This is a genomic window from Nocardiopsis sp. NPDC006832 (genome assembly GCF_040635885.1).
In the GTDB taxonomy this organism is placed as follows: Bacteria; Actinomycetota; Actinomycetes; order Streptosporangiales; family Streptosporangiaceae; genus Nocardiopsis.
Genome location: NZ_JBEYLC010000020.1, coordinates 1 through 23,100, shown reverse-complemented (window position 1 = coordinate 23,100; position 23,100 = coordinate 1). Strand labels below are relative to the sequence as shown.

Below are 23,100 nucleotides of genomic sequence, written 5' to 3'. Positions count from 1 at the left end.
AGCGTGTGCTCGGACCGGGGGCGTCTGCGTGTGTCGTCCTGTCGCTCTGTCGACTCGGCTACATGGCGATTCGGCTACTTGTCCGTTCGGCTACTCGTCGCCCTTGGCGACCAGGGTGAGGACGTCGTAGGTGGCGACCGCCTCGTCGTTCTGGTCGGTGACGACCGCGTCCCAACGCACCTCGCCGTAGTCGGCGTTGGTGCGCGGGGTGATCTGCTTGGCGGTCAGGGTCACCTTGATGACCGCGTCCTCCTTCACCGGGGTGAGGAAACGCAGGTTGTCGACGCCGAAGTTGGCGAGCACCGGGCCCGGGGCCGGGTCGACGAACAGACCGGCGGCCAGCGACACCACCAGGTAGCCGTGCGCCACGATCCCGCCGAACAGCGGGTTGGCGGCGGCGGCCTCCTCGTCGGTGTGCGCGTAGAAGGTGTCCCCGGTGAACTCCGCGAAGTGGTCGATGTCCGCGCGGGTCACGGTGCGCTCGGCCGACGCGATGGTGTCGCCGATCCGCAGCTCGGTGAGGTCCTTGCGGAACGGGTGCACGTCGCCGATGTCCCGGCGCGAGCCCGTGGTCCAGTGGCCGGTGATCGCGGTGAGCATGTCCGGGGAGCCCTGGATCGCGGTGCGCTGCATGTGGTGCTTGACGCCGCGCACACCGCCCAGCTCCTCGCCGCCACCGGCGCGACCGGGGCCGCCGTGCACCAGGACGGGCAGCGGGGAACCGTGGCCGGTGGACTCCTTGGCGTCGTCGCGGTTGAGCACCAGGATGCGGCCGTGCCAGGGGGCCGTGCCCAGGACGACCTCGCGGGCCACGTCCTCGTCGTTGGTGACCAGCGAACCGACCAGGCTGCCCTGGCCGCGTGCGGCCAGTTCCACGGCCTCGCCCACGGTGTCGTAGGTGATGATCGTGCTGACCGGACCGAAGGCCTCCACGTCGTGGGGTTCCCTCGCGCCGGGCTCGGCCCGCAGCAGGATCGGCGACATGAACGCGCCGGACTCGTCGTCGGCTCCGGTCACCTCGACCCGCTCCGGGTCACCGAACACCAGTTCGCTGGAGGTGCGCAGTGCCTTGACCGCCTTGCGGACCTCCTCGCGCTGGTCTTGTGAGACCAGGGCGCCCATGCGCACGTCGGGGTTGTCGGCCGCGCCGACCCTCACCTTGGAGAGCCTGCCGATGAGGGCCTCGGTGACCGCTTCGGCCATCGACGTCGGGACGATGACGCGTCGGATGGCGGTGCACTTCTGGCCCGCCTTGACGGTCATCTCGGTGACGACCTGCTTGACGTACAGGTCGAACTCGGGGTCCTCGGGCTTGACGTCGGGACCCAGGATCGAGCAGTTGAGGGAGTCGGCCTCCACGTTCAGTTGGACCCCGCCGCTGACCACGTTCGGGTGGTTGCGCAGGATCGTGCCGGTGGACGCCGAGCCGGTGAACCCGACGATGTCCTGCGGGCCCAGGTCGTCGAGCAGGCCTCGGTGGCTGCCCACCAGGAGTTGGAGCGAACCCTCGGGCAGCAGGCCGGACTCCACCATCCGCTTGACCACGGCCACCGTCAGGTAGGAGGTCTGACCGGCGGGCTTGACGATGCTGGGCAGGCCCGCGATGAAGGCGGGGGCGAGCTTCTCCAGCATGCCCCAGACGGGGAAGTTGAAGGCGTTGATCTGCACGGCCACGCCCGGGCGGGAGGTGTAGACGTGTTGGGCGACGAAGGTGCCGCCCTTGCTCAACTGTTCGAGTGGGCCGTCCAGGATGACCTTCGCGTTGGGGAGTTCGCGGCGGCCCTTGCTGGAGAAGCTGAAGAGGGTGCCGAAGCCACCGTCGACGTCGACCATGGTGTCGCGGGCGGTCGCGCCGGTGCGGTGGGAGAGCGCGTAGAACTCGTCCTTGTACCCCATGAGGTGCTTGGCGAGTTCCTTGAGGATGTTGGCCCGCTGGTGGAAGGTGAGTTCTCGCAGGGCCGGGCCGCCCACGGTGCGCGCGTACTCGACCATTCCGGCGACGTCGGGACCGTTCTTCGAGATGCGGGCGACGGTCTCGCCGGTGTTCGCGTCGGCCAAGGGCGAGCCCTCGTCCGTGGGGGTGAACCACGACCCCTGGGCGTAGCTCTCCAGTACTTCGGACACCTGACGGTCCTCTCCTCGGATGGCGGGTCTGCTGGAACAGTATTACAGACCGATCGGTCAGTAAATAGGGCCGTGCCTGCGCAAGCGTGTGCCACCAGTGCTTTCCGCGGAAGGCGCGGGGCACTTTCGCCGTCTTCGAAAGCCGACTTACCGTGGACCCATGACCGACTACGCGCGGATGTACCGTCTTGGTTTCACCCCCTGGGAGCGCTACGGTCCCGCCGCGGGGGCGCAACTTCGTTCCTGGCTCGAACGCGAGTCCCGGGAACGAGACAGCCCCGGTCGCGCGCTGGACATCGGTTGCGGACGTGGGCAGTTCACCCCCGAACTCGTCGGACGTGGTTGGGAGACCACCGCCGTCGATCTCGTTCCCGCCGCCATCGAAGCCGCTCGCCGGAAGGGCCCCGCCGAGGTCACCTACCTCGTCGGAGACGCGACCGACCTCTCCCCCGACCTCGGCACCTTCGACCTGTTCCTCGACATCGGTTGCTTTCAGGGCCTCGACGAGAGTCAACGCGCCGCCGAAGGGCGAGGGGTCACGGCCCTGGCCAACCCGGGCGCCACCCTGCTGATGCTCGCCTTCGGCCCGTCGATCTATCGACGAATGGTCGAAGGGGTGTCGCGAGCGGAGGTCGAGGCGGGATTCCCCGAATGGGAGTTGGTCGACGTGGAAGACGCGTCGACCGAAGGCCTGGGCTGGCCCATGAACCGGACCAACCCCCGGTGGTACCGCTTCCGTCGCCCCATCCGCTGAGGATTCAACGTGCCCTGATCCCTGAACGCTCGTCTACTACAGGCGCACACTGGACATCAGCGCGACCCACTCCGCAGTGGAGAAGTCGAGGTGACCGTTCTTCCTGTTCTGTGTGTCCCGAACAGCGGTCCCACCAGGAAGGTCGGCGACCTCCACACAGTTGCCGGTGGGTTGGCTGTAGCTGGACTTCCGGAAGTGAAGATACGACGGGTTTCCTGTGGGCATCGGTGTGCCCACCTCCTTCGGATCGGCTGCGCTTGCACCTGGAAATGCCCTGAAATCCTTGATGTGGAACGGCTCAGTGGGGTCAGGATCGTCTACACAGCCGCCCTATCCCCGGGTACAGTGCGTGCGGGAAAGTCATCAGGACAGAAAACGGCCCCGGTAGCCTGCCGGGGCCGATTCTTGTGTGCTCAGAACTGATCGCTGTCGACAGCTTGGCCGATGGGGAAGGTGTGGCGGGAAGCCGCGCAGATCGTTTCAAGGGCGTGGATCGGAGTGTCGTCGGTGGAGTAGCTGACCCTGAGCACCTGCACGACCCACTCGCCGGGGATCTCCAGAAGATCGGCCTCGTAAGGGGTGGCGGGGCGTGCGGTCAGGGTCTCCACCGCATGGCCGAATCGGTGCCCGAGGTCCTCGATGGCAGCCTGGAGCGTTGGGAGGACGAAGCCCTCCCCATCGAGACGTGTGTTCTCGCCGACGTCCACTCGGAAGTACGACGTCGAGATCCTGACCGGAACGCTGTTGGCCCAGAACATCTTGCGGCGGGCGATGATCGGATCTCCCGGTTCTACCTGCATGCCTTGGGCGACATGTTCGTTCGCCGGCTCCTGGCCCACGAACAGCATCTTGCGCTCGGGAGTGAGCCCCTGCTGTTCGGCTTCGGTCAGGTAGAGCGACTTGGAGCCGCGTGTGCTCGGCGGCGTCGGCAGAGCGCGCTGGACGAGAACTCGGGGCTGAGGTTCCAACGGACCGGTCGGAGCTTTGTGCGCGGGCTCCTCGCCGCCCGCCTTCTTCATTTGAGACACACGGCCCGGGGACACACCCAGGTGCCGGGCGATGCCCTCCTGCCTCATCCCGCCCTGTTGAGCCTCGATGATGGCTCCTCGGCGAATGCGTGAGAGCTCCACGCTCTGCCCTTGCAAACTGGTCATGGCGGCGGAAGCCGCGCGGGCTCTGTCCAGCGGGTCCGGCATGGCTGCGATGTCATGCAATGTCCTTGCGTCCAAGGTGAATCCTCACTTCGGGTACTCCACCAGAACTTTAGCCCCCCTATTGCATCTAACGAAGAGGGGGGTTACAGTCGTCACGCGCGAAAGTTTAGCCCCTATAAATTCGGCGATTTCGGCGCCGATGCGTGGGCGGTGGAGTGGTTGGCGATCACACATCCAGTGTGCCCGAGACCGCCGGAGCTGAGCGTGGCACCGCATGGGCAGGCTTGGCGGTCACGATCATGCGGTGCTCTTCCTGATGACTCGATCGGCCGGACCTCCCATCTGGCACCTGACGAAGGGGCCGCGCCATGCCGCGCTACCTGAACCTCTCCAAACCGGCGTATGTGCGCCGGTGTGCTCTTGAGATCACGAGCCGCCGTCGCTCTCACCGGGCGTCCCGCGTGCGCGCCTACGCCGCGATCCGTCCTCCGCGCTCGCCCCGTCCCTCGGTGCCTTCGCCGCGTCGGCCGTTGGACACCGCTCCCTTGGAAGTCCTTCGCACGGTTCTGGCCGGGCTTCACCGGCTGGTGGTGGCGTGCTGATGATCGACACCTGCACCACCGACTTCCTGGTCGCCACCGAGGAAGCACTGCGAGTCTCCGCTCCCACCCACGCTCTGAACCAACGCCTCGCCCTGGTTCGCGAAGCCCTCCGTGCGGCCCACGAAGAAGGCGACATCGAGCTGGCCACGCAGTTGATCGACCTGGTCGAACCGGCCGAGCGTCAGGTGGTTCGGGCGAATGTTCTTCCGATGCCCGAACGGGTCCTGTGCGAACTGCTGTACCCGCACTGGCAGATGACCGTCGAGGGCGGACCACCCCACGAGGAGTTCATCGCCTACCGGCCCATCGGCTGGTCCGGCGATGGCGACCCCTACGAACGGATCAGCGCCCCCACTCGCATGGAACTGCTCCGCCTGCTCGCCCACCGACACCTGGGCCACCGGCCGACGAAGCCCTGACAGCCGCTTACTCCTGAAAAGCAAAGTGCCCGGACCGGTGCTGACACACCGGACCGGGCCGATCAACCACCTGCAAGCACCAGGAGGATGACCGTGCAGCACCCTATCGGTCGACACCACCGACGTTGCCGAAGCCTGACCGAACACCTGTGGGCCTTGTTCGCCCTCACTTTGGCCTCGGTCCTGGCCCAACTCTTCATTCCCAACGCACCGAAGCGACTCGCGCTCCCGAGTGGCCAGGTCGAGCACCGGAGTCGGGCGGACGACTTCCCGAGCCCGCCGACCTGGGTCTCAATAGCCCAAGAGGTCTCCCAGCGCTGGGAGGACGACTATCCCGACCCGGACCAGATCGCCGGCGCCCTGGTGCGTCCCTATCTCGCCCCGCTCCCCCGCCCCCACGCACCTGTCGGCGACCTGCTCGCCGACTCCGGGAAGGGCGAGTTCGACGACCTCACCGAAGCGATCCGCACCTACCTCAGGGTCTGTGCCTGACCCCGGTGAAGACGAGCTTATGAAATATTCACTGTATAATGGGAATGAATATCGCCCTTCGAGCGCTGATAACTCGTAGAGCCCATAAGTTTCGTCGGCGTCACCGGTCCGATTCCGGTGGTAGTAGCGGGCGCGTTCATTCTAGTCCTTCCTTTCGTGCTGGTGAAGCTGGACATCCTCGACGATGAAGGCAAGTGGAGCGTAAGCGGCCTCTGCGAGGCCATGAAGAAGGTGGGGGAGCTCATGGAAAGTACTCGGTCCCTGGTATCCACCGCCCGCTCGATCTACGGAGTGGTTTCCACGCTGGCTGTTGTACCGACCCGCAGAAGCTGAGGTCGGAATCGAGGGCCCCTCAGCTGAGTGGGCCCTCTTTTTGTTCCTCTGCCCCGTGAAGGTGTCAGGTGCCACCGGGTCCGGTATGGCTGCAATGTCTTTGCCCCCAAGGTGCTTGTCCACCTCACCGGTCGAGAGCGTCGAACATCGACTTCGCGCTCTCGGACTCCTCGGTTCGACCGGTGGCGATCTGCCCGTCGGCCTCCCGCTCTCCCGATCGCCATTCCGGGTTCCAAAACCACGCCTGGTCCGTAGCGGGTTCGGTCACGCCACGAAGTACGACCTGCCCGTCCTCGCCGGTCCCGTCTCCCATAGCTGTCGAGAACCCTTCTGTCGCGGTGCGCTACCGCAACAACCTAGAGGGCATGCCGCCCCGCTGTAGGCATATCGAGAAGTCGCCGTGTGGCCATGTCGACCTGGGGAGAGGGCGACGTATCGACAAAACGGCGCGGCCCGGGTCGAAATCGACCTGGGCCGCGCCTTGACCACAGATGGTTTTGTCGACAAATCGACTGATGGCGACTACCGCGTCAAGGACAGGACCTCGGCACCGGGCAACTCCGCCAGCAGCGGGCCGGGGACCCGCAGCTTGGACCGGCGCAGGCCACTGCCCACGACCACCCAAGGGGTGTCATGGACGGCCTTGTCCACCAGGACCGGCCAACCCTCCGGCAGCCCGAACGGGGTGATGCCGCCGTACTCCATGCCGGTCATCTCGGTGGCCTCGTCCATCGGGGCGAAGGACGCCTTACGCGCGCCCAGGTGCTTGCGCAGTACCCCGTTGACGTCGGCCCGCTGCGTGGCCAGGACCATGCAGGCGGCGTATTCGATCTCGCCACCCCGCTTGGCCGCCAGCACCACACAGTTGGCGCTGGTGTCCAGGGTCTGTCCGTAGCGCTCGCAGAAGGCCGCCGTGTCCGCGACCTCCGGATCGATCGCTCCGGCACGGACCGACCCGTCGAACCGGGTCACCGCCTTGCGTACCGGCTCGGCCATCAGTTCAGGGTGGTCCAGCGCGGGCACCCACTCGATCCGCTCCGTCATGACCGCTCCCCACTCGCGTTCCGCACCGTGCGGCACCATGATGCCGCACGGCCGGTAGTGGAAAAGGCCGTACCCGGCCATCGGGCGGTCGTATTCCGAAGTCGACCGTCCCCTGAAGACGTGCGGGGGCGAGCCCGACCGAGCCGAGAACGTCCTGGACTTCTCGGAGATGGAGGACGAAACGTTGATGGGAGGGCCTGACTCGCGGAACCCACACTCGCGAGCATCTCCCCCATCGCCGGTGCCGTATCCAAGCTCAAATAGTGGTCTATACCTCTGATTCGGTTGTCAGAACTTGGAGTGCCGCCGCAGGATCGCCTCGGTGAGTTCACCGAGTTCGGCGGCGCGGTAGCCCGGCCACCCGTGCACCAGCTCCAGGTACGGGGCGGGGATGGCCGAACGCCCCCACCTGGCACCCACCAGCGCCCCGGCGATGGCGGCCACGGTGTCGGTGTCGTCGCCGGCCCGCACCGCGGCCATGACCGGTGCGGCGTAGCGGTCGGGCGAGGACTCGTCCACGGGACTGTGGACGATCGCCGACCAGGCCGCCTGTAGGGCCGACACCACGAAACCGTTGGGTGCGAAGAAGGACGGCGGCTCCTTCTCGGCCTCGACCAGCCGCGCCTCCCAATCCCCGCGCGCCGACGGCGGCAACAGGTCCAGCCCGCCGCGCACTCCGTCGTAGGTGCCGTGCACGATCGCGTGCCGGATCGCCTCGGACCACAGCACACAGGCCTGGGCGGCCAACGGGTCGCCGTGGGTGAGCCGGCTGTACCGGGTGGCGCTCTCCGCCAGACCCTCAGGGTCGTCCAGGTGGGCCAAGGCCAGTGGAGCCGTGCGCATCAGCGAACCGTTGCCCGCGCACCGCTCCCCCGCCTCGAACATCCGCTCGGAGCGACGGGTCATGGCCTCGGCGGCGCCGCCCCCGTGCTCGGCGAGGGCCCGAACGGTGTCCTCCAGGACTCGGGTGGTCTGCACACCGACGTCGGAGGCGCCCTCGCCGAACCAGGTCAGGAATCTCCGAGCGGTCCGCTCCAGCGCATCCGGGGAACGGGGTTCGTCGTGGTCGCGGAGCGCCTCGGCGATGCACACAGCCATCTGCGTGTCGTCGGAGTACTCGCCCGGCTCGTAGGGACCCAACCCGCCGCCGACCATCTCGGGTGTTCGATCCTCGGCCAGACGAGGGGCGAATTCGTAGGGGACGCCCAGGGCGTCCCCGCACGCGGTGCCCAGCAGGGCGCCGGCGGCACGGTCGATCACGGCGGAGGGGATCACGGCACCTCACAGGGGCGGTGGAAGGGTCGGAAGTACCAGACTAGCGCCGGGTGATCGTCCGAATTCGGCCTGATCGAAGACGTTATGTGAGGGTTCGGCACCGTACAATCCGACTCATGACCCCCGACCCCCACACCGGTCTCACGCTGCGCGGCCGTGTGCTCATCGGTGACCGCCTCCGAGGAGACGGAACGGTGTCCGAGTACTCCGGCACCGACGCCGACCGGCCCGTCACGGTGACCCTTCTCGCCCCCGAGGTCGCCGCCGACCCCGCGAACATGCAGGCCTTCCTCGGCCGCGCGCGGTCCCTCGCCCGTGTCGACGCCCCCGGTCTGGCCCGGATCCTGGAAGAGGGCGTCGACGGCGACCTCGTGTACACGGTCACCGAACACCTCCCCGGCCAGACCATCGCCCAGGTGCTCGAAGGGGGAGAACGGGGACTGCGGTACGCGCCGCACGCCGCCCTGACGATCGTCACCGGCGTGCTCACCGCGCTCAACGAGGCCCACGACCAAGGCGTCGTCCACGGTGGGCTCGGCCCCCGGAGCGTGGTCCTGGACGGTGAGGGCCGGGTGACGGTCACCGGCTTCCGGATGCTCGGCATCGAGGGGGTCACCCCCCGCACCGACGTCCACGCGGTCGGCAGCCTGCTCCACACCCTGTTGACGGGTTCGCACCGGTTCGACGACGACACCGTGCCGTCCCCTTCCTCCTTGGTCCCCGGCCTGGCACCGGAGCTGGACGAACTCGTCGCCGACGCGACCGAGCCCAACCCGAGGAACCGGCCTCGCGACGCCGGCCAGTACCTCGCCATGGTCGAACGGGTCGCGCGGTCCCTGCCCGGACCGGCCGGCGACACGGGTCCGGGCACGGAACCGATCCCGGTGGTCGAAGCCCAGGCCGAACCCACGGTGAAGCACCCCGTGCCCCTGTGGCGCCGCGCCCCGTTCCTCGCGATCGTGGCTGTCCTGGCCTTGGTGCTCGTCGCCGCCGGTTGGGCCTTGGTGCCCGACGACACCGCCGAACTCCCCGACCTCCTCGGCTACACCACCGAGATGGCCGAGGTGGAGCTCGAAGCCCTGGAGCTGGGGTTGGCGTACTCCTACGACGAGACCTACAGCGACGATGCCCAACCCGGCGAGGTCGCGGCGACCGACCCCGCAGCCGGGACGGAACTGGGCGAGGGCGACACGGTCCTGCTCTCGTTGTCCATCGGGGCGAGGTACGTGGAGGTGCCCGACGTGGTGGGCGGCACCGAGTCGGAGGCCCGCGACCTCCTGCGGGACAGCGGCTTCGACGAGATCGAGGTGGTCCGGGAACACTCCGCCGACCACGACCCCGGCACCGTCCTGTCCACCATCCCCGAGGTGGGCGAGGACGGCGACCGCGAGGAGGGGATCACCCTCCACGTCAGCGAAGGGGTCATCGTGCCCACCCTGACCGACATGACGCGGGACGAGGCGTCCGCCGCCCTCGAATCACTGGAGCTGACCACCACCGTGGTGGAGACGTCCAGCGAGACCGTCACCGAGGGGTGGGTCGCCGCCCAGAACCCGGAACCCGGCACGGTCCTCCCCGAGGACGGAGAGGTCACCCTCACCGTTTCCACCGGCCCGGAAGAGGTCGAGGAACCGGAGGGGACCGAGGACGAGGCGGCCGGCTCCGACCCCGAGGAGGGCGCGGACACGGAGGAACCGGAGGCACCCGCCGAGTGCTCCGCCCAGGCCTGGGACTCGGGAGCCACCTATGACTCCGGTGACCGTGTCCAGTACGAGGGACGCGTGTACGAGGCCCGACGGTGGACCATGGCCATCCCACCGAACGTCGGCGGTGAGTGGGGCGCCTGGTCCGACCAAGGCCCCTGCTGATCGGTAGCGTCCACACCCCCTTCGGAGGGGACTTCGACTCTGTGGGCACTAACTACACCGATTCGCGTTCGAATGTATGCCTCAGCTACATGTGAAACCGATCACCACGGATCTAACTTCGGGATGGCACCCCTCATCCCCCTGTGGGTCGCGCCGCGACCAACGGCGGGTGCCGACTGGAGGAAGAACATGCGAAAGACCCCTCTGGCCGCCGGAGCCATCGCGGCCACGCTCACCATGACCGCCTGCGGCAGTCCTGGCGACGCCGCCGGCACCGACGGCGAAGGGCCGATCAAGGTCGGCATCGTCTACTCGTCGACCGGTCCGCTGGCCACCTACGGCGAGCAGTACCGGCAGGGCTTCGAGGCCGGCCTCGACCATGCCACCAACGACACCCGGGAGATCGAGGGCCGCCAGATCGAGGTCACCTACCTCGACGACGCCGGCGAACCCGACAAGGCCATCTCCGCGGCCCGCGAACTGATCGGCGAGGGGCACGGCATCATCGCCGGCTCGACCGCGTCGGGCATCGCCGTGCAGGTCGCCCCCCTGGCCGAACAGAACGACATCCTGTTCATCTCCGGGGCCGCCGCCACCGACGCCGTCACCGGGATCAACGACAACACCTTCCGCTCCGGTCGCCAGACCTACCAGGACATCCTCGCCGCCGCCAGCTTCATGGACGACCCCGAGGACTCCGACGTCGTCGTCTTCGCCCAACAGAACGCCTTCGGTCAGGACAACGTCGGCGCCGCGACCGAGGTCCTCGAAGCCGAGGGCGCCAACGTCGACAGCGTCTTGGCCCCACCGGACACCACCGACCTCACCCCCTTCGCCGAGCAGGTCAACCAGGCCGACCCCGACCTGGTCTTCGTCGCCTGGGCGGGCGAGACCGCCTCCGCCATGTGGCAGTCCCTCGACCAGCAGGGCATCCTCGACTCCACCGAGGTCGTCACCGGGCTCGACATCAAACCCTCCTACCCGATCTTCGGTGAGGCCGGCGACCGCATCTCCTTCCTGTCCCACTACTTCGACGGGGCCTCCGAAACCGAGATCGCGCAGATCCTCAAGGAGACCATCGAGGCCGACGGCGGCGAGGTCGACCTGTTCACCCCCGACGGCTTCACCGCCGCACAGATGGTCGTGCAGGCCGCCACCGCCGGCGACGAGACCGCCGACCGCGTCGACGCCCTGTCCGGCTGGACCTTCGACGGCGTCAAGGGCGAAATCCACATCCGTTCCGAGGACCACGCCCTCATCCAGCCGATGTACCAGGTCGAACTGGTCGGCGAGGGAGACGACGCCCACCCCGAACTCGTCGCGGAGATCCCCGCCGCCGACGTCGAACCCGCGATCGCGGAGTAGTCATGAGCACCCACACCCCACCGTCGGGCGCGACCACCGCGCCCGACGGGGGCGCGACCGCGCCCGACACCGCCACGTCCGTCCTGGAACTGCGGAACCTGAGCTGGTCCGTGGGCGGCGCCGTCATCGTCGACGACATCACCATGTCCGTCGAGGAAGGCGGGTTCGTCGCCCTCATCGGCCCGAACGGGGCGGGCAAGACCTCCCTGTTCAACCTGGTCAGCGGCCTCACCAAGCCCACGGGCGGCACGATCCGGCTGGCGGGCGAGGACGTCACCCCCCACGCGTCCCACCGCCGGGCACGCCTGGGCATGGGCCGTACCTTCCAGACCTCCAGTGTCTTCGCCGACCTCACCGTCGGCGCCAACGTCGGTCTGGCCGTCCAGGCCCGCACGGGGGAGTCCCGCCGCTTCTGGCGCCTGGCCGCCCCCACCGGCGGAAAGGACGCCGCCCGGGTCCTGGACCTGGTCCGGCTCTCCCATCGCGTCGACCACCTCGCCGGGGATCTCTCCCACGGCGACAAACGCAAGCTCGAACTCGCCCTCCTCCTGGCCCGCGGGCCCCGGCTCATCCTCCTCGACGAACCCATGGCCGGGGTCAGCGCCGGAGAGATCGGCGAACTCACCAACGTCATCCAGGACGTGCACCGCGAACAGGGATGCACGGTCCTCATGGTCGAACACCACATGGAGGTGCTCCTCGACATGGCCGACCGACTGGCCGTCATGCACCACGGTGCCCTTCTCACCTACGCCGACCCCGAGACCGCCATGGCCGACCCCGACGTCCAGGCCGCCTACCTCGGGGACGGCGCGTGAGCGCGCCCGCGCCGCTCCTGGAAGCGGACGACCTGCACGTGTGGATCGAGGGATCGCACATCCTCCAGGGAGTGTCCTTCTCCGTGCCCGACCACGGCGTCACCTCGGTCCTCGGCCGCAACGGCGTCGGCAAGACCACCACGGTCAAGGCACTCCTGGGCCTGGTGCCGCGCACCGGCAGGGTCGTCTTCGACGGCGCCGACATCACCGAACGACCCACCCACGCCATCGTCACCAAGGGCATCGGCTACGTGCCCGAGGAACGCGGGATCTTCGCGGCCCTCACCGTCGCCGAGAACCTGCGCCTGGCCGAACGACGCCCGGGCGAACCACGCTACGACCTCGTCCACGAGCTCTTCCCGGAACTGCGCAAGAGGGCGAACCAACCGGCGGGCACCCTCTCCGGAGGCCAACAGCAGATGCTCGCCATCGGACGCGCCCTGCTCAACGACAACCGGCTGCTCATCGTCGACGAACCGACCAAGGGCCTGGCGCCCCGGATCGTCCGCGAGGTCGCCGACGCGGTGGCCACCGCCGCCGAGAGCGTCCCCGTGCTGCTCGTGGAACAGAACCTCTCCCTGGTCCGCCGGGTCGCCGACCAGGCCGTGGTGATCGACGCCGGAAGCGTCATCCACACCGGTTCCGCGTCGGAGCTCCTCGACGACGCCGAGCGCGTCCGTTCCCTCCTCGGCGTGGCACGGACCGCCACCGACGAACCCACCGACAGGCGGGTGGACACCACATGAGCACCGTCGTACTCCTCATCATCACCGGGCTCGGCCTCGGTGCCCTGTACTTCCTCATCGCCTCGGGCCTGTCCCTGATCTTCGGCCTGATGGACGTCCTCAACTTCGCCCACGGCGCGTTCCTGGCCATCGGTGCGTACGGCACCTGGTGGGCCGCCCAGTACCTGCCCGGTGCCGGCCCGGCCGGGGTGGGCTTCCTGCTGGCCATGGTCTTCGGTGTGGCGGCCGGAACGCTCGCCGCCGTCCTGGTCGAACTATGCGTGATCCGGCCGCTGTACGGCAGACACCGCGAACAGATCCTCGCCACCGTCGGCCTGAGCCTGGCCGTTCCCGCGCTCATCCAGGCGATCTGGGGCGCCGACCCGCACACCTTCCCCAAACCGGAACTGGTGTCGGGCACGCTCCCCCTGCTGGGCGTCAACGTGCCCAAGGACCGCTACCTGCTGATCCTCGCCGCGATCGTGGTGTTCGTCGCCCTGTCGCTGTTCAACTCCCGCACCCGCTACGGGCTCATCGTCCGCGCGGGCGTGCAGGACCGCGCCATGGTCACCGCGCTCGGCATCGACGTGCGCAAGTCGTTCACCCTGGTGTTCGCGATCGGTGGGGCCGCCGCCGCGCTGGCGGGTCCCCTGGGCGGCCTCTACTTCGGGGTGGTCACACCCACCCAGGGGATGTCGCTACTGATCTTCGCGTTCATCGTGGTCGTGATCGGTGGCACCACCTCGCTGACCGGCTGCGCGATCGCCTCGGTGACGGTCGGCCTCATCCAGCAGTTCGCCAACTACTACACCGTCGCCGGCCTCGGTGACATCGCCGTGGTCGCCGTGCTGGCCGCGGTCCTGCTCACCAGACAGGGCGGCCTGACCGCGAAGAAGTCCGCGGAGAGGGTGGCATGATGACCGACACCGACACGACCCTCCGTGAGACCACCGGCCCCTCGAAGGGGCCCGAGATCTCCGACGTGCGGCGACGCCGTTCCCTGCCCTGGTGGGCGGTGCCCGCCGTGGTCCTCGTGGTGGCGCTGTCCCTGCCCTTCTCCACCCTGTACGTCCCCGGGCTGTTCGAGGGCGCCCTCAACAGCCCGTCCACCCTGCACCTGCTCGCGCTGTGCCTGGTCTTCGGTGGTCTGGCCACCAGCTACGACCTGCTCTACGGGCGGGTGGGACTGCTGTCCTTCGGACACGCCCTCTACTTCGCCTGCGGCGCCTACGTCGCCGCGCTGCTCATGTCGGTCCTGGAGCTGCCCCTGCTGTGGGCGGCCGTGATCTCGGTGACCGGTGGAACCCTCCTGGCCCTACTGCTCGGCGCGGTGTCGCTGCGCGTCAACGGCATCGCGTTGGCCATGGTCACCCTCGCCTTCGCCGAGGCCGGATCCATCCTCATCTCCCGCGACCCCGGCCGTTGGACCGGCGGCGAGGAAGGGCTCTCCCTCAGCGCCGAGGCCGTCCCCGACGCGTTCGTGGGCGTGGTCAACACCGTCAACCTGTACTGGGTGGCAGTCGGCTACCTGGTCGTGGTCCTGGGTGTGGTCTGGTGGCTGTGCGCCTCGCCCGTGGGCCGGGTCTGGCAGGGCATCCGCGCGAACGAACAGCGCGTCGCGGTCCTGGGCATCAACCCCTACCCCTACAAGCTGGTCGCCTTCACCGTCGGCGGTGGCCTGGCCTCCCTCGGCGGCGTGGCCTACCTCCTGGTCAACGGAGGGGTCACCCCCGGCATCACCACCGCCGAGTTCACCCTCACCCTCCTGGTGATGGTCGCCCTGGGCGGCGCGGGCACCCGATGGGGACCCCTCCTCGGAGCGGCCCTCTACACCTACGCCGAACACCGGCTCCTTCAGTCGGGTGGGGCCTTCGACGCCCTGCCCACCTGGATCGGCGCCCCGCTCTCCCAACCACTCTTCATCCTCGGCACGCTCTTCGTCCTGATGGTGTTCTTCTTCCCCGGCGGCCTCGTCGCCCTCCCGGGACGGATCAAGGCCGCCGTCCGGGACCGGCGTACCGAACGCACACGAAAGGCGGACCACGCGTGACCACACCCTCCCGTAGCGACGGGGACGAACACACCGTCCCCGTTGTCGGGGGCGACCTGGCCGTGACGACCTGGGGCTCCGGCCCCGGGGTCCCGGTCCTGGCCGTCCACGGAATCACCGCCAACGGTCACTCGTTCGCCCGTACCGCGACCGAACTCGCGAAGCTCGGGGGACCCCCGACCATCGCCCCGGACCTGCGCGGCCGGGGCGCCAGCGGGCACCTGCCCGGACCACACGGACTGGCGGCCCACGTCGACGACCTCCTCGCCGTACTCGACGGCCGCGGGGTACGGCGCACCGTGGTCGTGGGCCACTCCATGGGCGCGTTCGTCGCCGCCCTACTGGCCGTACGCCACCCCGAGCGGGTGTCCGGTCTGCTCCTGGTGGACGGCGGCTTCGGTCTGCCCGTGCCGCCCGGAACCGACATCGAGGCCGTCATCGGCCCGGCGATGGCCCGCCTGCGCATGACCTTCGAGTCCCCCGACGCCTACCGGGACTTCTGGAAGGAGCACCCGGCCTTCGTCGGGCGCTGGAGCACCTGGGTGGACGACTACGTCCTACGCGACCTGGTCGGCGAACCACCGCGACAGCGGTCGGCCTGCGACGAGGAGGCCGTGCGGGTCGACGGTGCCCAGGTCGTGTCCGACGAGGAGGTACTCGGCGCGATCCACCGCCTGCCCTGCCCGGCCCACCTGCTGTGGACCGCGCGCGGACTCATGGACGAGAGCCCCGGCCTGTACACGTCCGAACGGCTCGCCGGTCTCCCCGAGTCCGTGCGCGTCACGGAACTGCCCGAGGACAACCACTACAGCCCGCTGTTCTCCTCAAGTGCCGCCCTGGTCGCCGAGCAGGTCCACGCCCTTGTCGAGGAGACCGTGCAGGTGCAGGGCCAGTTGTAGCTCCAAGGCGCGGTCGGGGCGCTGCCAGTCCGTCCCGATCAACTGCCCGATCCGCTCCAAGCGCTGCGCCACGGTGTTCACGTGGATGTGCAGGTCGTCCTTGGCGCGGGACAGGTTGCCCCCGGCCGCGAAATAGGCCCCCAGGGTCTCCACGAGCAGTGTGTTCCGCCGTTCGTCGTACTCCAGCAGTGGACCCAAGGTCGCGGAGACGAACCCGGACACGTCCCGGTTCTGGCCGAGCAGCAGACCGGAGAACCCCAGGTCCTCGATGGTCGCGCAATCGCCCTCCCGGCCCAGTGCCCGCAGCGTCTGCAGGCAGCGAACCGCCTCGGTGAACGTGTCCAGGAACGTCCCGAGCCCGCCGGTGGGCCCGGCCAGACCGGCCGTCACCGGACCGTTGGCGGCGGCGGACAGCTCCGCGCACACCCGCCGCCCCACCTCGGAGGGATCCGACCCCGGAAGCGCCAACACCAACCGACCACCCCGGCTCGTCGCCAGACCGCCCGTGGTCTCGGCCACGAACGACGCCGCCGATCGCAGCCGATGTGGATCGGCGCCCACGGCCTCGGCCACCACCAGCACGTGCGGCGCGTCCAGGTCGGCCTGCAACAGCGCCGCCCGTTGACGCAACGACACCGGATCCCGCGCCGGCACCTCCAGCAACTCGTTGAGCAGATCGCCGCGGACCCGGTGCTCGGTCTCGCTCACCGAACGTCGGATGAGCAGCAGCAGGGCCGTCACCATGGCGGCCCTCTCCAACACCCGCTGGTCCGTGCCGTCCAGCGCCACGCCGCGCAGCACGAGCGTGCCCAGAGGCTCGCCTCCCGCCGCCGCGGCCGCCACCCAGGCGTCGTCCACGGCCACCGCGCGGCCGCTCGCCAAGGAGGAACGCACCGCCTCGGCCACCTCGTCGTCCCCCTCCGCCAAGGGATCGCCGCCCGGGGAGGGATCGTTCACCTCACCCGAGGGCGACGCGGTCACCGACACCTCCGAGGTCCGGTCGTGGATGCGCACCGAACCGCCCAACACCTCGGCGACCGCGGCCGCGACCTCGCGCACCCCGCCACCACCCAGCACCAGGTCGGTGAACCTGTCGTGTGCCGCGGCCGAACGCTCCACCGACGCGGTGTGCCGCTGCAACCTCTCGTTGACCGTGTGCAACTCGTCCAAGGCACGCCGGGTGTCGTCGATCAGGTTCGCGTTGTCGATCGCGATCGCCGCGTGGGTGGCCAGCGACGACAACAACGCCACCTCGGAGTGAGCGAAGGGCCGCTCCCGTCGGTTCGCGGCGAACAACACCCCCATGCCCCGCCCGTTCATCTTCAACGGCACGCCCAGGATCGCGACCAGGCCCTCCTCGCGTACCGCGTGGTCGATGTTCTCCGCGTGCTCGAAACGGGGGTCGGTGAAGTAGTTCGCGGTCACGTACGGCAGTCCGGTGGTGGCCACCAGACCGCCCAGCCCCTTGCCAGGGGCCAACCGCACCTTCTGGAAAACGGCGGACACCGAACCCGCGGTCACCCGCATGTAGGTGTCCCCCGCCTCCGCGTCACTCAGGGTCAGGTAGGCCACGTCCGTGCTCAACAGATGCCGGGCCCGCTCCACGATGGCCTGCAACACCTGGTCCAGACTGCGCATCCCCGCCAGGTCGTTGGCGGTCTCGAACAACGCGCTCAATTCGGATTCACGGCGTTGCCGGTCACGCAGGACCGACCGCACCCGCAGCGCCGCGAACTTGGCCTCCTCCAACGCCGAGACCGTGTCCGCGTCCGCGCCACCCGAACGCGCGCGAAGCACCGGCCGCTCGTACTCCACGGCCGGTGCGTCGCGCAACAGCAGATCCAGGAAGAACGCCTGGTGCCCGGCGTCCGCCGGGCCATCCCCGCGAGGGGGTTCCGGGGTGGTGTTCAGCTCGCGCTCCAAGCTCCGTCGACGGGGAGCGACGCTCCGTTGATGAACGAGGCGTCGTCACTGCACAGGTAGGCGACCAGTTCGGCCACCTCCGCGGGTTCGATCAGGCGTTTCACGGGAGTCCGGGCCAACAGCACCTCGGACACCACATGCTCCTCGGGGATACCGTGCGCCGTGGCCTGATCGGCGATCTGCTTCTCCACCAGGGCGGTCCGCACGTAACCGGGGTTGACGCAGTTCGACGTCACCCCCCGCTCCGCGCCTTCCAGAGCGATCACCTTGGAGAGCCCCTCCAAGCCGTGCTTGGCCGCGACGTAGGCCGACTTGTAGGCGGAGGCGCGCAGTCCGTGCACGGAGGAGATGTTGACGATCCGGCCCCAACCACGTTCGTACATGTGGGGCAGCGAGCCCCGCACCAGACGGAACGGGGACTCCAGCATGAGCCGCAGGATCAGGGAGAAGCGATCCGGGGGGAAGTCCTGCACGGGCGCGACCGTCTGCACTCCGGCGTTGTTGACCACGATGTCGGCGCCGCGCGCCGCCTCCTCCGCGGAATCCAGGTCGGTCAGGTCCAGTTCGACGGCCTCGCCCACGCCCTCCTTCTCCAAGGCGGTGAGCGCGGAACCGTCGACGTCGACCAAACGTACCGAGGCTCCGGCGGCGGACAGTCTGCGGGCACAGGCCAGGCCGATACCGCCGGCTGCACCGGTCACCAGCGCGATCCTGTCGGTGAGGTCGACCTGGGCGGTGTGGGGGGAAGCCTCTGTCGTCATGTCAGCAAACTAGGACGGGGTGGGACCGTGGGGGATAGCTCCGATGAACACACCTCTGGGATGGGACATGTGGTGATCCGCCATGGGCGAGGGGTCTCCTGTGGGGTTCCCACTCGAACAGCCTAAGTGATCGGGGTCTCTCGCACATGTTGTCCACATCACAATCTGCCTAGGCTCCAAGTCAGGGTTCGGCCGAACCACCCCCGCTGATCGACCCCCGGAGCCGTACATGCACCCCCAGAGCAGTCCACCTCCGTCAGCCCCCGCCAGGTACCTGCCGCCGATCATCGCCCTGGCCGCGGCCTTCCTGTTGGTCGCCGCGACGATCGTCGCCCTGGCCCCACGAGCCTCCGCCGCGACCCTGGACCCGGTGCCCTCCTTCGGCACCGACCCCGGCGCCCTCTCCATGTACGAGTACGTCCCCGACGACCTCCCCGCGGGCGCACCCGCGGTCGTACTCCTGCACGGATGCGCCCAGGATGCCGCCGCCTACCACCAGCACTCCGGCTGGGCGGAACAGGCCGACGCCTCCGGGTTCGCCCTCGTCTACGCCGAACAGAGCAGCGCCAACAACGCCACGAGCTGCTTCAACTGGTTCGAACCCGGCGACGTGGCCCGCGACTCCGGTGAGGCCCGATCCATCCGCTCGATGGTGGAACACGCCATCGACGCGCACGGACTGGACGCGGATCGCGTATACGTCTCCGGACTGTCCGCGGGCGGTGCCATGGCGGCCGAACTCCTCGCCGCCTACCCGGACGTGTTCGCCGGCGGAAGCATCGTCGCGGGTGTCCCCGTCGGCTGCGCCACCGGCATGGTCGACGCCTTCACCTGCATGAACCCGGGTAAGGACCGCACACCCGAACAGTGGGGCGACGAGATCCGCGCCAAGCTACCGGACGGGGCCGACCTGCCCCGGGTCGCGGTCTGGCACGGTACCTCCGACACCACCGTCGCCCCGGCCAACGGGGACGCCTCGGTGGCCCAGTGGGCGAACGCGGGCGGTGTGCCCACCGATCCGGACACCACCGAGCAGTTGCCCGGATCCACAACGGCCTCGTACTACGGAGGCGGGCCCGACGACGCAGCCATCGCCCACTACTCCGTCTCCGGTCTGGGCCACGGAACCCCGGTCGACCCCGGCTCGGGTTGCGGCACCGCCGGCGCCTACTTCCTCGACGCGGTCTGCTCCAGTGGGTACACGGCGCAGTTCTGGGGGATCGACGGTGGGGTCGGACCCACCGACCCACCGACGGAGGAACCCACCGATCCGCCCTCGGGCGAGTGCGTCACCGCGAGCAACTACGCCCACGTCACCGAGGGGCGCGCGGAGCACCGGTTCGGGATGGTCTACGCGGCCGGCTCCGACGACCCGCTCGGCCTGTGGAACCCGGCCGTGACGACCTCCCTCACCGAGACCTCACCGGGCCACTGGGAGCACACCGTCGACGGGTGCTGAGCGAAAGACGCGGGGCGGGCGGGCCATCGGCCCACCCGCCCCGCTCCATTCCCCTCCCGGCCTTCGGAGGACGGGCACGACCCCCGTGGTGCCCGTCCTCCGCTCCTCCCCCTCAGGTCTCCTCGGCGACCCGTGCCTCGCCCGCGAGCACGTTGGCGGTCAGCCTGCGCAACGCGAGTCTGGTCGCCTCGAACTCCTCGTCCGGAAGGTCGATCACCCGCCCGATCGCCTCGGGGATGCCCCGAGTGCGGGCGCGGAGGGCGCGGCCCTCGTCGGTGGAAGTGACCCGCACCGAACGCTCGTCCTCGGGATCACGATCCCGACGGAGCAGCCCGTTGGTCTCCAGCCGCTTGAGCAGGGGGGTAAGGGTTCCGTAGTCGAGTTGGAGCACCGCGCCGATCTCCTTGACCGAGCACCCGCCTCGCTCCCACAGCAGCATCATCACGAGGTACTGCGGGTAGGTCAGACCGAGCGGATCGAGCAACGGGCGGTACAGGTTGGTGACAGCGCGGGACGCCGCGTACAGCGCGAAGCACATTTGCTCGTCGACTGGCGGGAGTGCGAAGTCGCCCTTGGGGGCGGGGGAACGGTCGGGCATCACTCGACATCGTAGTAACCACGCACCCGATGTCAAAGCCCACAATCACCTTGTGCGCAATGTAAATGGAGCAAAGAGGTCGGCTCGCGTCCGCGAACCGACCTCCACCCACGGGAACGGTCAGGAGCCCTCGGGTGGACGAGTGCCGGCCGGAAGCCGTCGCTTGAGCACCTTCCCGGTGGCGTTGCGCGGCAGTTCCGCCAACACGATCACGTCACGCGGGACGGAGAAACGCCCCACCAGCTCCCGAACATGCAGCCGGATCCCGTTCGGATCCACCGACCGTCCCTCGTAGGGCACCACGTACGCCGCGAATCGCTGTCCGAACTCCTCGTCCGGAACCCCGGTCACCACGACCTCGCGCACCGAGGGCAGCGTCACGATCGCCTCCTCCACAGGCCGGGGGAAGACGTTCTCACCACCCGAGACGATCATGTCGTCGTCACGCCCGGCCACGTGCAGCAGACCGTGTACGTCCACGTGACCGCGGTCGCCGGTCTCCATCAGACCGTCGGACACCCGCTTGTTCCTCCCGTTCGTGTACCCGTCGAAGAGCATGTCGTTGCCGACGAATATCGCGCCCTTCGACCCCTGGGGAACCTCCCGACCCCGTTCGTCCAGGACCGCGATCCGCGTACCGAGCGGCGGCCGTCCCGCGGTGGTCGGCGCCGTCCGCAGGTCTTCGGGGGAAGCGATGGTCGCCCACGACACCTCGGTAGACCCGTACAGGTTGTAGATGACGTCGCCGAACGCGTCCATGAAGTCGCCGATCAGCTGCGGGCTCATCGCCGAACCACTACACGCCACGATCCGCAGCGAAGAGGTGTCGTACTTCTCCCGCGTCGACCGGGGCAGGTCCATGATCCGCCGAAGCATCACCGGTACCGCGAACAACGCCGTGCACCGCTGCTCCTGAACGGTCCGCAACACGTCCTCCGGCTCGAACAACCGGCGCATCACCAGGGTCGACCGCATCGACATGCCCAACTGGACACCGGCCAGCCCCCAGGTGTGGAAGATCGGCGCCGACACCAGGATCCGGTCCTTGGAGTTCAACGGGATCCGCGACAGTACCGAGGCCGCGTCCTGTGGACCCTTCGGGGTCGGGCGCCGTGCTCCCTTCGGCGCCCCCGTGGTCCCCGAGGTCAACACGATCAACCGACCCGGACTCTCGGGCGGGACGGGGTCGGGCTCGGTGGGCTCCTCGACCTTGGTCGGGATCCGCGGACCCGGCACCACGGTCTCCCCCCACGACGTCACACGTGGGATCTCCGGCGGCAACCCCTTGTACAACTCCTCGAAGTCCGAGTCCGCGACGAGCAACGACACCTCGTTGTGTTCGATCACGTCCACCAACGGACCGGCGGCCAACCCGGTGTTCAACAGGACGGCGTCGGCGCCCAGGCGGCCACAGGCCATGGCCGCCTGCACCATCCCGGCGTGGTTGCGACACAGGATCCCCACCCGGGACCCGGGGCGGACCCCCAGGCGCCTCAGCTCGTGGACCAGCTGTCTGGCCAGCCGGTTCATCTGTCCGAAGGTCGTCACCCCGGAGTCGTCGATCACGGAGATCTGGTCGGGGACCCGCTCGCCCGCGGCGGCGTAACCACCGGCGATGGTCGCCCCCCAGGTCTTGAGCTGGCGTAGCTGGCGGACGATCTTGTCCGGGCGGCCGACGGAGAAGACCCCGGCCCTGACGAGTACGGACACCACCTTGAGGGTGTGGATCAGATTGGACCGGGTGGACGGGCCACCGACTGAGGACGGCATTCGGTCTCCGGGGGAGTACGGGGACGGGCGAAGCGGTCCGCGCCCTCCGAGGAGCCTTCGCCTCGTGACTCCACGGAGTACTGCGAAGGTAGGTCAGATGCGCACGGGATTCTTCGTCGCGGAGTGAGTGATCACCGACGCGTGGTTGTCACCGGGTGAGCCTCGAGACCGATACTGGAATGATTATTTCAAGTCTCTGACCTGCGGTGATATTAGAAACTTGCTGGTGAGAGTCGAAACGATCCCGTGCCGGTGCAAGTAATGGGCAAGGGTCGTGCATTTGTCATGAAGTGAGCTTCGGTGGAGCGGGTATTCATCGGTCGGGTGAGCGTTGCGGGTCCGGGAGCCGACGCGGGCAATAGAGGAACGCGCGTACGCGCGCGAGGAGGGGGCCGGATCCGGCTCTCCGAAGGGGCGAACGGCGTGTGTTGGCCGAAGCGGGGAGCCGAGGTGGAGGTCGGGTGACCGGCGACACAGGCGGTTCGGTTTGCCGGGTGCGTGGAGTGCGGGTAGTGTTCTCCAGGTCGCCGCAGGACGGCGAGTGGCCCCCAGGGTCGACTCGGAACCGGACTGCGATCACAGACATCCTCTTCAAAGCAGCCTGGTTCGAGCGGTGCTCGGAGCATGTAAACTCGAAGAGTCGCTTCAAAAGCCCAGCGTTCAAACC

22 protein-coding genes are annotated in these 23,100 nt (G+C 68.7%); 12 read left to right on the top strand and 10 right to left on the bottom strand.

Annotated features, from left to right (window positions below):
• Positions 1 to 90: 90 nt before the first annotated feature.
• Positions 91 to 2,124, bottom strand: a complete 2,034-nt coding sequence (gene paaZ, locus ABZ717_RS12180; RefSeq protein WP_358508632.1) for a phenylacetic acid degradation bifunctional protein PaaZ — start codon at positions 2,122 to 2,124, stop codon at positions 91 to 93.
• A 160-nt stretch (positions 2,125 to 2,284) separates the two neighbouring features.
• On the opposite strand from paaZ, the gene ABZ717_RS12175 reads away from it, so the two are divergent.
• Positions 2,285 to 2,878, top strand: coding sequence for a class I SAM-dependent methyltransferase (locus tag ABZ717_RS12175; RefSeq protein WP_358508630.1), 594 nt, complete (start codon positions 2,285 to 2,287; stop codon positions 2,876 to 2,878).
• A gap of 36 nt (positions 2,879 to 2,914) precedes the next feature.
• Here the strand turns inward: ABZ717_RS12175 and ABZ717_RS12170 are convergent, their stop codons facing one another.
• Together ABZ717_RS12170 and ABZ717_RS12165 are read right to left on the bottom strand one after the other, a co-directional pair.
• The gene (locus ABZ717_RS12170) at positions 2,915 to 3,103 is read right to left on the bottom strand and encodes a DUF397 domain-containing protein (RefSeq protein WP_358508628.1); all 189 of its coding nucleotides are present in this window, start codon (positions 3,101 to 3,103) and stop codon (positions 2,915 to 2,917) included.
• A 188-nt stretch (positions 3,104 to 3,291) separates the two neighbouring features.
• Complete coding sequence (locus tag ABZ717_RS12165; protein WP_358508626.1) at positions 3,292 to 4,107, bottom strand: UTRA domain-containing protein; 816 nt, start codon at positions 4,105 to 4,107, stop codon at positions 3,292 to 3,294.
• A 526-nt stretch (positions 4,108 to 4,633) separates the two neighbouring features.
• On the opposite strand from ABZ717_RS12165, the gene ABZ717_RS12160 reads away from it, so the two are divergent.
• The 3 genes from ABZ717_RS12160 (at position 4,634) to ABZ717_RS12150 (ending at position 5,878) form a co-directional block, all read left to right on the top strand.
• Positions 4,634 to 5,053, top strand: a complete 420-nt coding sequence (locus tag ABZ717_RS12160) for a hypothetical protein (RefSeq protein ID WP_358508624.1) — start codon at positions 4,634 to 4,636, stop codon at positions 5,051 to 5,053.
• A gap of 93 nt (positions 5,054 to 5,146) precedes the next feature.
• Positions 5,147 to 5,545, top strand: coding sequence for a hypothetical protein (locus tag ABZ717_RS12155; protein ID WP_358508623.1), 399 nt, complete (start codon positions 5,147 to 5,149; stop codon positions 5,543 to 5,545).
• 156 nt (positions 5,546 to 5,701) lie between these two features.
• Positions 5,702 to 5,878, top strand: coding sequence for a hypothetical protein (locus tag ABZ717_RS12150; RefSeq protein WP_358508621.1), 177 nt, complete (start codon positions 5,702 to 5,704; stop codon positions 5,876 to 5,878).
• Positions 5,879 to 6,002: 124 nt separating this feature from the next.
• Here the strand turns inward: ABZ717_RS12150 and ABZ717_RS12145 are convergent, their stop codons facing one another.
• The 3 genes from ABZ717_RS12145 to ABZ717_RS12135 all read right to left on the bottom strand — a co-directional run bounded on the left by ABZ717_RS12145 (position 6,003) and on the right by ABZ717_RS12135 (position 8,197).
• The gene (locus ABZ717_RS12145; RefSeq protein WP_358508619.1) at positions 6,003 to 6,146 is read right to left on the bottom strand and encodes a hypothetical protein; all 144 of its coding nucleotides are present in this window, start codon (positions 6,144 to 6,146) and stop codon (positions 6,003 to 6,005) included.
• Positions 6,147 to 6,400: 254 nt separating this feature from the next.
• On the bottom strand, positions 6,401 to 6,922 hold the full coding sequence (locus ABZ717_RS12140) for a YbaK/EbsC family protein (protein WP_087103395.1): 522 nt from the start codon (positions 6,920 to 6,922) through the stop codon (positions 6,401 to 6,403).
• 288 nt (positions 6,923 to 7,210) lie between these two features.
• Positions 7,211 to 8,197 carry an ADP-ribosylglycohydrolase family protein gene (locus ABZ717_RS12135; RefSeq protein WP_358508617.1) on the bottom strand — a complete coding sequence of 329 codons (987 nt, stop codon included), beginning with the start codon at positions 8,195 to 8,197 and terminating at the stop codon, positions 7,211 to 7,213.
• Positions 8,198 to 8,313: 116 nt separating this feature from the next.
• Here ABZ717_RS12135 and ABZ717_RS12130 point away from each other — a divergent pair, with 116 nt between their 5' ends.
• The 7 genes from ABZ717_RS12130 to ABZ717_RS12100 all read left to right on the top strand — a co-directional run bounded on the left by ABZ717_RS12130 (position 8,314) and on the right by ABZ717_RS12100 (position 15,922).
• Positions 8,314 to 10,065 carry a PASTA domain-containing protein gene (locus tag ABZ717_RS12130; RefSeq protein WP_358508615.1) on the top strand — a complete coding sequence of 584 codons (1,752 nt, stop codon included), beginning with the start codon at positions 8,314 to 8,316 and terminating at the stop codon, positions 10,063 to 10,065.
• Between the two features lie 189 nt (positions 10,066 to 10,254).
• Positions 10,255 to 11,430, top strand: a complete 1,176-nt coding sequence (locus ABZ717_RS12125; protein ID WP_358508613.1) for a substrate-binding domain-containing protein — start codon at positions 10,255 to 10,257, stop codon at positions 11,428 to 11,430.
• A 2-nt stretch (positions 11,431 to 11,432) separates the two neighbouring features.
• Positions 11,433 to 12,248, top strand: a complete 816-nt coding sequence (locus ABZ717_RS12120) for an ABC transporter ATP-binding protein (RefSeq protein WP_358508612.1) — start codon at positions 11,433 to 11,435, stop codon at positions 12,246 to 12,248.
• Positions 12,245 to 12,994: an ABC transporter ATP-binding protein gene (locus tag ABZ717_RS12115; protein ID WP_358508610.1), complete on the top strand. Its 750-nt coding sequence runs from the start codon at positions 12,245 to 12,247 to the stop codon at positions 12,992 to 12,994. Before ABZ717_RS12120 ends, ABZ717_RS12115 begins: the two co-directional genes overlap by 4 nt.
• Entirely contained in the window at positions 12,991 to 13,890 is a 900-nt protein-coding gene (locus tag ABZ717_RS12110; protein ID WP_358508608.1) for a branched-chain amino acid ABC transporter permease, read from the top strand. Before ABZ717_RS12115 ends, ABZ717_RS12110 begins: the two co-directional genes overlap by 4 nt.
• Positions 13,890 to 15,023: a branched-chain amino acid ABC transporter permease gene (locus ABZ717_RS12105; protein WP_358508733.1), complete on the top strand. Its 1,134-nt coding sequence runs from the start codon at positions 13,890 to 13,892 to the stop codon at positions 15,021 to 15,023. Before ABZ717_RS12110 ends, ABZ717_RS12105 begins: the two co-directional genes overlap by 1 nt.
• A complete protein-coding gene (locus tag ABZ717_RS12100) occupies positions 15,020 to 15,922 on the top strand; it encodes an alpha/beta hydrolase (protein ID WP_358508606.1) in 903 nt (300 codons plus the stop codon). Before ABZ717_RS12105 ends, ABZ717_RS12100 begins: the two co-directional genes overlap by 4 nt.
• Here ABZ717_RS12100 and ABZ717_RS12095 read toward each other — a convergent pair.
• Both ABZ717_RS12095 and ABZ717_RS12090 read right to left on the bottom strand, forming a co-directional pair.
• Positions 15,848 to 17,845 (bottom strand): GAF domain-containing protein, encoded by a 1,998-nt coding sequence (locus ABZ717_RS12095; RefSeq protein WP_358508604.1) that lies wholly within the window; start codon positions 17,843 to 17,845, stop codon positions 15,848 to 15,850. The genes ABZ717_RS12100 and ABZ717_RS12095 overlap by 75 nt on opposite strands.
• Positions 17,830 to 18,606, bottom strand: coding sequence for a 3-hydroxybutyrate dehydrogenase (locus ABZ717_RS12090; protein WP_358508602.1), 777 nt, complete (start codon positions 18,604 to 18,606; stop codon positions 17,830 to 17,832). The genes ABZ717_RS12095 and ABZ717_RS12090 overlap by 16 nt, the downstream gene beginning before the upstream one ends.
• Before the next feature lie 229 nt (positions 18,607 to 18,835).
• Between ABZ717_RS12090 and ABZ717_RS12085 the strand changes: the two genes are divergently transcribed.
• Positions 18,836 to 20,065, top strand: a complete 1,230-nt coding sequence (locus tag ABZ717_RS12085; RefSeq protein WP_358508600.1) for a PHB depolymerase family esterase — start codon at positions 18,836 to 18,838, stop codon at positions 20,063 to 20,065.
• A 112-nt stretch (positions 20,066 to 20,177) separates the two neighbouring features.
• Here ABZ717_RS12085 and ABZ717_RS12080 read toward each other — a convergent pair whose 3' ends face one another.
• Complete coding sequence (locus ABZ717_RS12080; protein ID WP_358508598.1) at positions 20,178 to 20,663, bottom strand: MarR family transcriptional regulator; 486 nt, start codon at positions 20,661 to 20,663, stop codon at positions 20,178 to 20,180.
• Between the two features lie 120 nt (positions 20,664 to 20,783).
• Positions 20,784 to 22,433 carry an AMP-binding protein gene (locus tag ABZ717_RS12075; protein WP_358508596.1) on the bottom strand — a complete coding sequence of 550 codons (1,650 nt, stop codon included), beginning with the start codon at positions 22,431 to 22,433 and terminating at the stop codon, positions 20,784 to 20,786.
• Positions 22,434 to 23,100 lie beyond the last annotated feature (667 nt).

Coding starts and splice junctions, on each gene's coding strand:
- ABZ717_RS12175 (WP_358508630.1), top strand. CDS start 2,285: ATGACCGACTACGCGCGGATGTACCGTCTTGGTTTCACCCCCTGGGAG.
- ABZ717_RS12170 (WP_358508628.1), bottom strand. CDS start 3,103: ATGCCCACAGGAAACCCGTCGTATCTTCACTTCCGGAAGTCCAGCTAC.
- ABZ717_RS12160 (WP_358508624.1), top strand. CDS start 4,634: ATGATCGACACCTGCACCACCGACTTCCTGGTCGCCACCGAGGAAGCA.
- ABZ717_RS12140 (WP_087103395.1), bottom strand. CDS start 6,922: ATGACGGAGCGGATCGAGTGGGTGCCCGCGCTGGACCACCCTGAACTG.
- ABZ717_RS12130 (WP_358508615.1), top strand. CDS start 8,314: ATGACCCCCGACCCCCACACCGGTCTCACGCTGCGCGGCCGTGTGCTC.
- ABZ717_RS12125 (WP_358508613.1), top strand. CDS start 10,255: ATGCGAAAGACCCCTCTGGCCGCCGGAGCCATCGCGGCCACGCTCACC.
- ABZ717_RS12120 (WP_358508612.1), top strand. CDS start 11,433: ATGAGCACCCACACCCCACCGTCGGGCGCGACCACCGCGCCCGACGGG.
- ABZ717_RS12110 (WP_358508608.1), top strand. CDS start 12,991: ATGAGCACCGTCGTACTCCTCATCATCACCGGGCTCGGCCTCGGTGCC.
- ABZ717_RS12105 (WP_358508733.1), top strand. CDS start 13,890: ATGACCGACACCGACACGACCCTCCGTGAGACCACCGGCCCCTCGAAG.
- ABZ717_RS12090 (WP_358508602.1), bottom strand. CDS start 18,606: ATGACGACAGAGGCTTCCCCCCACACCGCCCAGGTCGACCTCACCGAC.
- ABZ717_RS12085 (WP_358508600.1), top strand. CDS start 18,836: ATGCACCCCCAGAGCAGTCCACCTCCGTCAGCCCCCGCCAGGTACCTG.
- ABZ717_RS12080 (WP_358508598.1), bottom strand. CDS start 20,663: ATGCCCGACCGTTCCCCCGCCCCCAAGGGCGACTTCGCACTCCCGCCA.
- ABZ717_RS12075 (WP_358508596.1), bottom strand. CDS start 22,433: ATGCCGTCCTCAGTCGGTGGCCCGTCCACCCGGTCCAATCTGATCCAC.